This window comes from Candidatus Thermoplasmatota archaeon (assembly GCA_022848865.1).
In the GTDB taxonomy this organism is placed as follows: domain Archaea; phylum Thermoplasmatota; class Thermoplasmata; order RBG-16-68-12; family JAGMCJ01; genus JAGMCJ01.
Window position 1 is genome coordinate 15028 of the sequence record JAJISE010000027.1, and the last position, 12151, is coordinate 27178.

Annotated in this window: 11 protein-coding genes; 5 read left to right on the top strand and 6 right to left on the bottom strand. The window is 55.9% G+C overall.

Going from position 1 to position 12151, the window contains the following annotated elements; translation table 11 throughout:
- Window positions 1-5: 5 nt before the first annotated feature.
- Entirely contained in the window at window positions 6-1298 is a 1293-nt protein-coding gene (gene thiD, locus LN415_06345) for a bifunctional hydroxymethylpyrimidine kinase/phosphomethylpyrimidine kinase (protein MCJ2556712.1), read from the bottom strand.
- Between the two features lie 81 nt (window positions 1299-1379).
- Between thiD and LN415_06350 the strand changes: the two genes are divergently transcribed.
- Window positions 1380-1760, top strand: coding sequence for a hypothetical protein (locus tag LN415_06350; protein MCJ2556713.1), 381 nt, complete (start codon window positions 1380-1382; stop codon window positions 1758-1760).
- Here LN415_06350 and thpR read toward each other — a convergent pair whose 3' ends face one another.
- Window positions 1761-2321: an RNA 2',3'-cyclic phosphodiesterase gene (gene thpR, locus LN415_06355; GenBank protein MCJ2556714.1), complete on the bottom strand. Its 561-nt coding sequence runs from the start codon at window positions 2319-2321 to the stop codon at window positions 1761-1763. It lies immediately after the preceding gene.
- 37 nt (window positions 2322-2358) lie between these two features.
- A complete protein-coding gene (gene pyrH, locus LN415_06360) occupies window positions 2359-3033 on the bottom strand; it encodes a UMP kinase (protein ID MCJ2556715.1) in 675 nt (224 codons plus the stop codon).
- Window positions 3034-3097: 64 nt separating this feature from the next.
- Between pyrH and prf1 the strand changes: the two genes are divergently transcribed.
- Window positions 3098-4318, top strand: a complete 1221-nt coding sequence (gene prf1, locus LN415_06365) for a peptide chain release factor aRF-1 (protein MCJ2556716.1) — start codon at window positions 3098-3100, stop codon at window positions 4316-4318.
- Window positions 4318-6042 carry an arginine--tRNA ligase gene (gene argS, locus LN415_06370; protein MCJ2556717.1) on the top strand — a complete coding sequence of 575 codons (1725 nt, stop codon included), beginning with the start codon at window positions 4318-4320 and terminating at the stop codon, window positions 6040-6042. The genes prf1 and argS overlap by 1 nt, the downstream gene beginning before the upstream one ends.
- Window position 6043: 1 nt before the next feature.
- Here the strand turns inward: argS and LN415_06375 are convergent, their stop codons facing one another.
- Both LN415_06375 and LN415_06380 read right to left on the bottom strand, forming a co-directional pair.
- A complete protein-coding gene (locus LN415_06375) occupies window positions 6044-10285 on the bottom strand; it encodes a PKD domain-containing protein (protein ID MCJ2556718.1) in 4242 nt (1413 codons plus the stop codon).
- Window positions 10286-10476: 191 nt separating this feature from the next.
- Window positions 10477-10842, bottom strand: coding sequence for a hypothetical protein (locus LN415_06380; GenBank protein MCJ2556719.1), 366 nt, complete (start codon window positions 10840-10842; stop codon window positions 10477-10479).
- 185 nt (window positions 10843-11027) lie between these two features.
- On the opposite strand from LN415_06380, the gene LN415_06385 reads away from it, so the two are divergent.
- Both LN415_06385 and LN415_06390 read left to right on the top strand, forming a co-directional pair.
- Complete coding sequence (locus LN415_06385; GenBank protein MCJ2556720.1) at window positions 11028-11201, top strand: hypothetical protein; 174 nt, start codon at window positions 11028-11030, stop codon at window positions 11199-11201.
- 52 nt (window positions 11202-11253) lie between these two features.
- Entirely contained in the window at window positions 11254-11604 is a 351-nt protein-coding gene (locus LN415_06390; protein ID MCJ2556721.1) for a zinc ribbon domain-containing protein, read from the top strand.
- On the opposite strand, the gene LN415_06395 is transcribed toward LN415_06390, so the two are convergent.
- A partial coding sequence (locus LN415_06395; GenBank protein ID MCJ2556722.1) for a hypothetical protein occupies window positions 11599-12151 on the bottom strand: 553 nt, incomplete at its 5' end. The genes LN415_06390 and LN415_06395 overlap by 6 nt on opposite strands.

Here is a 12151-nt window from a genome sequence, read left to right on the forward strand (position 1 = left end):
ATCCCTCAGATGATCTTCTTGAGCTTCGACAGAACGTCCGCCGGATTCCTTCCTAGCAGACGAATCATGGGTTCCTTGCCCTTCGCACCCTCGTCGTATATGACATCGGGAACCGAGCCCGAATCACTCATCGCTTGTCTCGTTCCCCATTCCATGGAGGATACACCTTCAGGCTCTTTGGATCGGTCGAAGCTCGCCACCACTAGGTCAGCCGCTTCACACGAATGCAAAGTTTCCTCCCTGTATTTTAAGTTTATCGCACTCCTTATCAACGGATTGAACTCAGCGGCTGCCAGTATTATCCTCGCAACGTGCGTGCTTGCGCCGAAATCGGGACATCCAGTACTTCCAACACTGTCACCGACCCTGATGAGCCTTCCTCTGAGGGCGCACACCTCACTGGCGTCCGTCGCGAGGGGGAGAGCGTATCCGAAGTTCATGCCGACTTCTGGGACGTTTTCGGCGGGGAGAAGGGACTTCAGACTCTCGATCGCATCGAACAGATCCTTCCATACCGAGTATCTGTCCACGACATGGTGAGTATTGATGACCCTCGCGCCTTTCCCGATCTCATAGCCGAACTGGAACCCGAGAGATATCCTCCTTTTCGCCCGTCTGACACTCTCTTCCATGCCCATCTGCCGCGCAAGATTGGCAGCGATCAGGGCGGAGAAGGCACATCCGCTTCCATGCACGTCCCCCTCGAACCGATGCCCCCTGAACTCCACGTATGTGCTGCCGTCGAAGAGGACGTCCGTGGCGTCATCGCCGAAGTGGCCGCCCTTCACGAGGACGTTCTCAGAGCCCAGGCCATGGAGAATCGAACAGGCCTTCCTCACATCTTCCATGTTCTCGACCGCGATACCGGCCAGGGCAGATGCCTCGTGGATGTTGGGAGTGAGGAGGTCCGCCATGGGAATCAGTTCCCTTTTCAGACTGTCCACAAGTCCGGTCGAGTGAAGTGGTTCGCCCACGGTAGAGACAAGGACCGGATCCACTACAATGGGGAAGCCCTTGTCCTTCAAGGCGCTGGAAACCACGGACACGATCTCGCCCGAGTATAGCATTCCGGTTTTGGCGGCCTTGACGTCGAGATCTGTGAGAACAGCGGCGAACTGCTCCTCGATCAGGGAAACGGGAAGTGGATGGATGCTTCGTACCGTCTGCGTGTTCTGCGCGGTAACGGATGTCAGAACAGCGCATCCGTGCACATCCACGGACGCGAATGCCTTTGTGTCAGCTAGAACACCGGCACCTCCGGAGGAATCGCTACCAGCGACCGTGAGAGCTGCTATCATGTGTGGGGGAAAGTCCACCGACATATTAACTCTGACTCTCGCAACGCTTAAATAGACTGACGTCAATCGAAACATGGTGTAATGCAGGTCAGAAGCGGGCACATCGTATTCGACAAAGCAACGCGGTACATCGACCTCTTGCCAGTCTATGAGGAGGTGTACAAGAGATTCTTGGAGGAAACGGACCAAATGCCCGAGGCTGAGCCTGAGTTCCTCGATGTCCTGATCGAGGAGAACATGGTGGACCTGAGAAGCAATCGGAAACCCGAGGGGTACAACCGCAGCGGTCACATGCGACTCATCTTCCCGCTCTCAGGCAGAGTGGAGTGCTACGTTTACGGGAGGACGATGAGCAGCGAGATCGCCCGGGTCACTGAGCTCCTGAGCGGCATGTTCAAGAAATCCGGGCTCGACAATTCGATCGAGTGGGACAGGATGCTCCTGCACCTGGAAAAGAAATAGTCAATCAGTGGGGAAGGGCACTTCTGCTATCGTCGAATATATCGGACCGGTCGTTTCCAACACACTCTTCTTGAGCTTCAGTCCGTCGACCATCTGAGCACCGAAGTCGGCGGCCTTCGTCTTCGAGAGTATCTCCTGAATCATCTCCTTGCCCTTGCTTCCCTTGAGTCTGCCGACGGTCACGTGAGGAGAGAACCCCCTGCCTTCCCGCTTGAAACCCAGCGGCGCCATCTCGTCGTTCAGAAACTTCGAGACATCCGCCAGCGGGTCGGAGTTCACAAGGCCTATCCACACGACCTTGATGTAGTTCATGTTGGGAAACGCGCCCGTCCCCTTGAACCCGATCTCGAACGGCTTGACGCCGGTCACGGCCTCCTTCATGATACTCTCGATCTTGGGCACCAGTCCCTCATCGGTAGGACCGAGGAACTTGAGCGTCATGTGGATTTGTTCGATTCGGACAGCCTTCAGCCGCGCGCCTGTGCCCTGAAGCGCCTTGGAGAAGTTCTCGATGAGCGGGTTGGGATCGAGATCAACGGAGATGAATGCCCGGAAAGACACACCATCACTAACATAGGGATAGCAGATAACACTTTCTCTAGGACACTTCCGTTCCTTTGAACCTCTTCCCGAGGATTGCGCCCCGCAGGGATGACAGATCCCTCCCGTCCAGGACAAGCAGAGCGATGCCTGCCTTCTTGATTATCCGAGCGCCGACGATGTCAAAAATCACGTTCGGACCCGCTTTCCCCGCCGTCCCGCTGGAGAGAGCGATGAGGTCGTCATGCGTCATCCTGCCTATCCGCCGGGCGTCCCGGAACCGCCTGGGGTCCTTCGTGTAGACGCCATCCACGTTGGACGCGTTGACGAGCCTGTCCGCGTCGACCTTCTGCGCCAGCCTGGCTGCAACACCGTCGGTCGTCCTTCCGGGGCGCGTACCGCCCATGACGACGATTCTCCTCTCCTTCGCTTCTTGGATGACCCCGGAGTAGGAGGCTGGCGGGAAGGGATTGGCCTCTTCCCCGATCGCGGCGCTCAGGAGCATCGCATTGATTCTCGTGGCTCTGATTCCCATGAGGTCGAGGTATCTCTCGCTCGCGCCCAGTTCTCTCCCCGCCTCGATGTAGGATCTCGAGACCTTCCCACCGCCCGCGACGATGAAGAGCTTGACCTTGCGACCCGCATCGCGCAGTGTGCGCCCGAGATCCCTGAGAAAAGAGATGTCCTCGTAGTCGAGAATCGAGCCGCCAATGGATACTACAACCCTCTCCATCAAATCCCTAACTTAATATGCGTGAAGGATTTAAGGAATAAAAAGAATGCGGTGAAGATGGGACATGAGCCAGGAGATAGCGAGATACAAGTTCAAAAGGGACCTCGAGAGGATCCGTGATGCAAAAGGTAGAGGTACCGAGCTCATCTCGCTCTACGTCCCGCCGGACAAGCAGATATCGGATGCGATGTCGTATCTCAGAAACGAGTACTCGCAGTCTTCGAACATCAAGTCGAAGGGTACGAGGAAGAACGTGATGGCCGCCATAGAGTCCATCATGAGCAGGTTGAAAGTCTACAAGAGGCCGCCTGAGAACGGGGTCGTCTTCTTCATCGGTCACAAGTCCGCGTCGGCCGACCAGACTCAGATGGTCCAGTTCGTGATAGAACCGCCCGAGCCGACACCGACGTTCCTGTACCGATGCGATTCGGAATTCTTCGTGGAACCGCTTCTCCAGATGCTGGAGGAGAAGGACACGTACGGGCTCATCGTTGTGGACAGAAGCGAGGCAACGGTGGGTTTCCTGAGAGGCAGAAGGATCGAACTCGTCAAGAACATCCAGTCGCTCGTTCCAAGCAAGCACAGCAAGGGAGGGCAATCGGCACGAAGGTTCGAGAGGCTGATTGAGATCGCCGCTCACGAGTTCTTCACGAAGGTCGGCAACCTGGCGAATGAGGCCTTCCTCTCTGAGGAGGGGCTGAACGGCATTCTTGTGGGAGGACCCGGAGCCACGAAAGATTTCTTCGCCTCCAAGGAATACCTCCATCACGAGCTCAGAAAAAAGCTCATGGACACGTTCGATACGGGCTACACTGACGAATACGGTCTGCGCGAACTCGTGGAGAAGGCTCAGAATGCGCTCTCCGACCTGGACCTGATGCGGGAGAAGAAGCTGATCGACAGGCTCCTGAAGGAGATAAAGAAACCGGATGCTGGTCTCGCGGTCTACGGTGAGCAACACGTTCGCGAGGCGCTGAAACTGGGCGCCGTCGACATACTGCTACTCTCCGAGGGCATTGAGAGGAGGAGGCTCGACTACATCTGCGAGAGCTGCGGAGCGAAGGAATCCCTGTCCGTCGACTCCGTCCCGCACAACAAGAAGTGCGAGAGTTGCGGCGAGACCATGGTCCTGGATGAGGAGTTTGACCTTCTCGAGAACATCTACAACGAGGCCCAGGCGGCGGGAGCGAAAGTTGAGATTGTGTCCACGGACTCGGAAGAGGGACAACTCCTGTTGAAGGCCTTCGGCGGGTACGCGGGAATCCTGAGATACAGGGTGAGCTGATGTTGAGGGATCCCTGGGCGGAGATAGAGGATGACCTGAGGGACATCAGGCGCAAAGCCGAGGAGAAGCTGGCGGTTGAGCATCTTGACATACCGCTGGAGACCCCTCCAGAGGGCCTCGGGGACATCTGCTTTCCTGCCTTCCAGTACTCTCAGGCCCTCAAGGCCAGCCCGGAGGACAGCGCTGAGCGGATCGTCTCGGCGATGGACACGGGAGAGTACTTCTCAAAGCACGAGGCCGCGAGAGGATACGTCAACTCCTTCATCGACTGGGGAAAGCTCACGCCTCAGGTGGTCGAGTCCATCCTCTCGCTCGGACCTGAGTTCGGCTGTCTTGAGCCAAAGGACGAGAGGATCCTGCTGGAGCACACTAGCGTCAATCCCACGGGCCCCATCCACATCGGCCGTTCAAGGAACTCGATAATCGGGGACACCCTCGCACGCGTTCTGAGAAGGGCGGGTTACGACGTCACTACCGAGTTCTTGGTCAATGACACCGGGAGGCAGATGGTCGTTCTGACGTGGGCGACGCAGAACATCTCGGAAGATGAGCTCCCGAAGGCGCGAAGGGACAAGGATGACCATCTCATCGTGCGATACTACCAGAAGGCCTACGAGATACTGGAATCTGACACGACCCTTGAGAAGACGATCGAAGACCTCGTGCTCAGGCTCGACAGGGGCGAGGAGAAGATCGTCCGCGATGTGAAGGCGGTGGCGGAGAAGGTCATGAAAGGGATGGTCTCCACCCTCAAGGAGATCGGCGTGACCCTCGACTCGTACTTCTGGGAGTCCAGCACGATACTGGACGGCAGCGTCCATGAGGTTATCGAGTCCCTCAAGAGGTCGGAGAACGCTCACTCGGACGCGGGGGCCTACTACCTCGACCTCGAATCCTCCGGGATTCACGGGTGGGACGCCCGCTTCTTCTTCACAAGAAAGGACGGGACATCACTGTACACGACTCGAGACATCGCCTACCACCTCGGTAAGTTCAAGCGGTGCGATGTCGCGATAAACGTCCTCGGCGAGGACCAGAAACTGGGAATGAAGCAGCTAACGCTCGCCTTGGACATGATGGGGGTCGAGAAGAGGCCTGAGACGGTCTTCTACGCCTTCGTCTCCTCCCCCGAGGGGAAGATGTCCACCAGGAGCGGTACGACCGTGCTCTTGGACGATCTGATAGACGAATCGAGAGCCAGGGCGGCCGAGGAGGTGAAGAAGAGGAGGCCGGAGCTCTCTCCGGAGAGGATAGAGAGCATCGCCAACATCGTGGGAACGGGCGCCGTGCGGTACAACATCCTCAGGGTCCAGCCCGAGAAGAAGATAGTCTTCAAGTGGGAGGAGGCCTTGAACTTCGATGGGAACACCGCCCCGTTCATTCAATACTCTCACGCTCGAGCCTGCAGCATCCTGAGGAAGGCTCCAGATAGAACGGGGAAGGACTACGGACTCCTCGCACACCCGTCCGAGATACGGCTGGTGAACACGCTGAGCAGGTTTCCCGCCGTAATCCGAAACTGTGCGGGGAGCCTGAGAGTGCATTCGCTGGCGTCTTACGCCTATGACCTGTCGTCCGATTTCAACCAGTTCTACCGCGACTGCGGAGTGATCCGTGCAGAGTCAGAGCTGCGGGATGCAAGGGGTGCCCTCGTGGAGTGTACAAAGATAGTCCTGGTGAGCTGCCTCGACACGATGGGAATTCAAGCTCCAGAGGAGATGTGAGCTACTTCTTCGTCTTCTTCTTCTTCTCCTTCTTCTCCTTTGGCTCTTCCTTCTTCTCTCTCCTCTTGAACTTCAGCTCTCCTCGCTGCCACTTCCGCCGCAGCCAGATTACCACGATGACGAGGATGATCACTATGACGAGGACTATGTAGACCAGGTAGGTCTTCCAGGGTGCCTGACTGACCGTCACGAACTCCGTCATTCGATTGTCCGGTCCGACCTGCTCGCTGTGCTCATTCTCATCGTAAACCTTGATGAGAATCGTCAGCTTTCCGACGACCTCGGGAGTCCAGGATATCTCTGCCCGGATCGTCTCTCCCGCTTCTATCTTGACCTGACCAGTCGGAATCAGACCAGACTCATTGTAGAATCTGACTGTGCCACCGATCTTCGTCTCCTTGTCGCCTTCTTTCAGATAGAAGTCCACGTGGACAGCGTCGGCGGTCGCATGGTTCTGCTTGTTGGTGACGTTCACGGACAGCTTTATGCTCTGACCTTCCTCGACGCTCTCGGGGTCACTGTAGAATGTCGCCGACAGGACCTCCAGATCGGGTCTCGAGGACGCGTCTGCGATGACCTTGACGGTCATGGTGGTGTTCCCAGCGTTCCCTGACCTGTCCGTTACATTGACAGTGACGTTGTATGTGTCGATTCTCTCGAAGACATGCGAGACGTTGTAGTTCCCCAGCAGCGCGGCGATTACAGTTCCGTCTCCGAAGTCCCAGTCGAACGTGAGGTTGTCGAGGTCATCGGAGTTGTCCGCTGACTCGCTGGCATTGAAGTAGTACGTCTTGTTCTCGATAGCGGAAGTCGTGGGAATGTAAGTGTCGTTCAGTAGGATGATGCGTGCCGATGGGGGTGAGATGTCGTGCACGATGAAGTCGACCGTGGCGTTAGAGCTCCAGTGGCCGACAGAATCAGCCACGGTGAGGTTCACCGTGTAGTTGCCAGGAGTGGCATAGGAGTGCGTGAAGCTCATGACGAACTGGTCCCAGATCCCATCGCCCTCAAGGTCCCACTTCCAGTCCTTGATCTCCCCTTCGGTTGACACATACATGAGGTCTGTCGATTCCACACTGTCGAACTTGATCGCCATGCTTTCGTTGACGTCAATCGTCTGGCCATTGGCATTGTCCACGGCCCAGTCGAGAGAGGTGATGTTGACTGAGATCACGGCACTCGGGTCGAGCTCGTCAACAAATATCGTTGCACTCCGGAAGCTGACGTTTCCGCCAGGATCCAGGCCTGACTCGGATATGGTCAGGTCCACCGTATACTCGCCACCAGTCGTGTAGTTGTAGATGGCCTCTATTCCGTACCTCGTGCTCTGACCCGGGTTGGATGTGTCGAATATCCACGTGAAGTTCGCGTGCGGCGAGACGCGTCCTGTTGGAGTGCTGTTGTCAACCGAGTTCGCAGCCGAGAAAGTGATGTTCAGTTCTGCGGGGATGGTCGCCGAGTAGTTCTGGTATGGATTGTCGTCTGGGAATGAAACGCGGTCCAGCGGGTCGATCACCTCGATCTTCGCGATTCCACCCACGGAGGGGCGAACCGTCATATCGACCGAGACAGGTCCGCCCGAACCTTGCGGCGGGTCGATCCTAATCGTGAGGAACCCTGCGACGTGTATTCCTGAGACTGTCTCGTTCTCCACCATCTCGTATTTCTTGCTATCCTGCTCTGGCAGGTCGATGCTGTACGTGCGGTTCTTCTCCGTCTGGTCCATGACGCTTGTGTCGTATTCCACGTACTGTGTCAGCTTGTACTCGTCCAATCCCGACTCGATCCCGCTCGTGTTGTACTGAGCGAAAGTCATGATCCAGAAGGGATCAGTTGACTCGACAGGTCCAGCCGACAGAATTGCGGTCACAGAGTTGCTGTCGTGGTCGGACACAAGTTCGTTGCCGTCAACGAGGAAGAATTGGTCCGTGACCACATATCTGGGCCCCTTCGCATCCACCCATGCAACGAAATCCATGACTTCCAGAGCATCGAGAGTTCCGTCCCCGTTCCCGAGCACGATATCGATCTGCATTCGCACGTTGTGGAGCTCGGAGTAGTCCATGCCCTCCAAGTAACTCTCGCTGTTGAGTTTCCAGGCAGTATCGACGTTGATGACGTTCCAGTCATTGTCGTCGAATGAGATGTTGGTGTATACGCGCTCTTCCTCGGAGACTTCGAAGTACTGGTCATAGATCGGGACGCTCGAATCGATGACGGTGATAGAGGATAGCGTCACGGTCTTGTAGCCGTCTATCCTCGTCACAACATAGAACTCGCCAGGATAGGCGCCTATGCTGAACTCAGGTCCTGTGGAGGCCGTGCTCGTTATCACCCTGCCATTGCTGGCGTCATAGAGTGCTACGTGAATGGGTCTGTCCGATATTCCGGTCTCTCCGTCGGCCCTTCTGGCGCGCCCGCTTATCTTGTACTTGAACAGTTCAAGGTCCGCCCTGGTGCCTCCCGCGAGCTGGACCTTCTCGTCCACGACCGTATGCAGAGCCACGTAACTGGCGTTCACGACATCGAGGGCGTCCATTGGCTGTGTGTACCAAATCTCTCCATTTGCGTTGTACACGAACGAAAACGCCTCAGGGCCGTTGATCCAAATCCTCAGAGTGCCTAGCACTGGAGGCCAGGCGAGTGTGGAAGTGTTTGTGAGAACCTCATACTCGACTGGGGTTCCGCCGTTGTGGGTGTAGTTCGCCCAGATCAAGGATCCGGGAGCGATTGTGACATTATAGGTCACAACACCGGTGACATTGTCAAGCACGTAGTTCCCCCACAAACCCCCATCCAGGTAGAGTTCGAAACTGCCGGTGTCGATGTTGCCGTTGGATAGCGTCGCTCCGGTCTCGCCGCCCAGCGCGCCAAATGCGAGCGACTCATCCATGACAGGCATCGTGTACTGATAGTCGGCCGTTATGATGTCCGTGACATCTATCGTCAGGAAGAAGCTCACCGTCCCGTTGGGGTAGTCTATCTGGTAGTCCGGGGCGGATATCGGAACGTCGTTCAGGTACAGAGTCTCGGACGCGGGGACCACATTCGTGTGCTTGAGGTTGCCGATGATGTTGTTTGGCGATACTATCACGGTCTGGAAGGTCGGTGAGTAGTCCGGATGGGAGACCTCAATCTCGTATTCTCCATCATAGGTCTCCATCGAGTACCATCCCTCTATGTCCAGACCACAGTACCAGCTGTGGGTTGGGGACGTTGAGTGGTGCCTGTGGTCGGAGATCTGCCAGGGATCGCCCGCGGGCTGGAAGGTCCATCCGCGTTGATTCCCGATTTCCGCGTCGTCGCTCCAGATGGTCTCGCCCGCCGCCTCGATGAGGATGAGGTCTATGTACCAACCTTCCTCGATTGTCGTGGTGTCGCTCGTGAATCTGAAAGCGAACTGGATCGTCTTACCCGCATAAGCGGTGAGGTCTGCTGAGACGGACTCGAAGAAAGTGTCTGACCCGGCAACTCCAGTGAAACCGGGCTGACCTTCGACGACGCTCGGGTTGGGATAACCTCCGAGTGGGTCCAGGACATTCCAACTTCCTCCACTGTCCGTCGATATCTGGATGTTTCCTCCATCCTGCCCGTTCTCCATTCTGTACCAGTGCCTGAATCTCAGCCTGATGTTGAGAACATCCGGAATCGGGATGTCAGGAGATATCATCCACTTATCTCTTCGATTCTCGTATTCGTGTATGGGAGCGGTCACTTGTGATATCTCGAAGTCGTTCACCTTGTCGCGGAGTGTGACGGTTGCATCATTGATCGGCAGTCCGTCCATACCGTTAGTCACGGCACCACGAATCGTGGCGTTCATGTCTCGCGACTTCAGACCGATGTGGCCCATGTCCTGGTTCTCGTCGTGGACTCTGACGATCGCCGTTTCGTTACCGAAGAACACGCGGCCCTCTTCGAGCTGCTTCCCAGGCGATTCTATCCGTATCATATAGTAGCTCGGCTGAGATATGTCGAACTCGAAGTAGCCACCACCGAAGGTGTCCATCGAAACGGGATCCGTGGAGGAAACATCATGCAGATCGACCTGTACGTCATCTAGTCCCGACTCGAGCGGCTCGTCCCAGACTCCATTTCCATTCATATCATCGAAAACCCAGCCGTACACGACGACTGTGTCTTCCTGCGCTCTCAAGTTCTGGCTCGGCGTCACGACCATAGTGCCTAGCATCAGCAGCAAGACTATGGCAGTGACTGTCATGCTCGAGTTTCGGGTCTTCATATCCGTTTTCCTCCGATATGCTATCGTACCCAATACTGGGTTGCCGATGGCGAGGCTAACGCATGTAAACTATGTTTCTATTTAAATCTTTGTGGGTGAGATGCACCACTGGAACTGACAGAATCTTAGTACTGGCTGTTCAAGAATCGGACCGCTTTTTCAACAAGGATTGACATACGACAGCACTTGGTCTATTCGGCCTCCGCGGCCTTCACTGACCACCAAGCCTCGTCGGGAAGGTCCTCGTACTTGACTTCCTTCGCCTTCCTCTCCTTCTTCAGGTTCCTCTCCACTTCACTGGCATCGATCTCCCAATAGAAGATCCTCCACGACTTCCCGCTGGAGAGTATCTCTGAGTCGACGTTCGAGTTCAGAAGCGCGGCATCGTGCAGTCTGTAGAAAAGCTTCCTGTCCTCAGAATCGATGGCGTTGTCCACAATGACGTTTTCGTAGCCGAAGTACCTGAGCACCCTGTCAGCCATCTCCAGGGCCTCGTCAGGACTGACCTCGAGAGCGTTCTCGATAGCGACCTTCAGCTTGTCACGTGTAACAACCATCAGTATAATCTCTGTTGGCTCGCTTATATCAACTTTGTGGAACGGCTTCTTGTAAGACGGGCGTTCCGAGTGCATCTGGGACCAAGTCTGGCTCTGCTCCTACGATGTCCTATTATCAACTTTGATTCTAGTGCCCGACGGCTTATATACCGACAAAACCGATTTCTTGGTCAAGTGGGATTGGGATGAAGCGAAGAAGCAAGAAGAGACTGCTGGAGCTGAAGGAGAACATCTCCTTCGTGCACCTCAACGTGAGATCTGGATACATCTCATACATCGAGGTCCCATCGAAGGGGTCCAAGCCTCGCGTCAAGGGCGTTCTGCTGAAGGGCAAGGACGCGGTGACGGAAGCCCAATGATTCTGTGAACTGCTCCGAAAGATTATTATTGCCATGGCAATATCATTACTGCATGGAAGAGGAGGAGCAGGATGAGACTCCTCTCGAAGAGCCGCTGAGGATCCGGGAGTATTCTGAGCCTCGACAACATGAGACCTGCATGGTCTGTGGACAGGAGAAGGAGCCCTACATTCTAATCGAGTATGAGAACAAGGCTGAGTATACGTGTGAGGAATGCTACAAGAAGAGCGTCGGCGAGCCCCTCACAGCCGTCATGAAGTGCGCGGAGTGCGGAGCTGACGTCGAAGATGCGGACGACTTCTGCGGCAAGTGCGGCGCCAAACAGAAGCAGAACTGTCCGGATTGTGGGGAGAGGATCTCAAGCAAGGATGCCTTCTGCGGCAAGTGCGGCGCGAAGCTATGATCTCTTCCTAGCGATGCTCCTCTCGGGCGCACTGTAGATCTTCAGAGGAAGAGGGCCGTCCTCGTCTATCTCGAAGGACCCGAGCCCGACCTCGATTCTCCTCACGCTCTCTTTGAACCTATCCAGCATCCGGGAGGACATAAGCTTCCACATGAGATAGGCAGAGTCGTCGATCATCTCGTTTCTAAGGGCTTCCAGTATCTCGGATTCCTTCTTACTGGAAGTGTACACAACGGGACAGAGGTTGATGTGGACCTCGACCATTATCTTGTCATCCTCCTCGGCCGCCCTGAAGACGTTTCCCTTGCCGCGAGAGTCCACAGCGGGAGACGACAAGCTCCCACCCTTCTTCGGCAGGTTCCTGACCCTGAGGGGATTCACATCGATCGTCGAGTCGATATGTTCAGCGAGATCCCGACCTAGCTCCCTCATCAAACGGGGAAGGGCCTTCCTGTCCATCGCTCGCTCAAATGCGATATCGACTTCCGTCTGGTGGGCATCCATCGCGCCGGAGTACGAAATGCTGTCCACGATCCTGGGAGATACC

What these genes read in the sequence shown, in the direction of transcription:
- thiD (MCJ2556712.1), bottom strand. Translation starts at nt 1,298, where the DNA reads ATGATAGCAGCTCTCACGGTCGCTGGTAGCGATTCCTCCGGAGGTGCC.
- LN415_06350 (MCJ2556713.1), top strand. Translation starts at nt 1,380, where the DNA reads ATGCAGGTCAGAAGCGGGCACATCGTATTCGACAAAGCAACGCGGTAC.
- pyrH (MCJ2556715.1), bottom strand. Translation starts at nt 3,033, where the DNA reads ATGGAGAGGGTTGTAGTATCCATTGGCGGCTCGATTCTCGACTACGAG.
- prf1 (MCJ2556716.1), top strand. Translation starts at nt 3,098, where the DNA reads ATGAGCCAGGAGATAGCGAGATACAAGTTCAAAAGGGACCTCGAGAGG.
- argS (MCJ2556717.1), top strand. Translation starts at nt 4,318, where the DNA reads ATGTTGAGGGATCCCTGGGCGGAGATAGAGGATGACCTGAGGGACATC.
- LN415_06375 (MCJ2556718.1), bottom strand. Translation starts at nt 10,285, where the DNA reads ATGAAGACCCGAAACTCGAGCATGACAGTCACTGCCATAGTCTTGCTG.
- LN415_06380 (MCJ2556719.1), bottom strand. Translation starts at nt 10,842, where the DNA reads ATGGTTGTTACACGTGACAAGCTGAAGGTCGCTATCGAGAACGCTCTC.
- LN415_06385 (MCJ2556720.1), top strand. Translation starts at nt 11,028, where the DNA reads ATGAAGCGAAGAAGCAAGAAGAGACTGCTGGAGCTGAAGGAGAACATC.
- LN415_06390 (MCJ2556721.1), top strand. Translation starts at nt 11,254, where the DNA reads ATGGAAGAGGAGGAGCAGGATGAGACTCCTCTCGAAGAGCCGCTGAGG.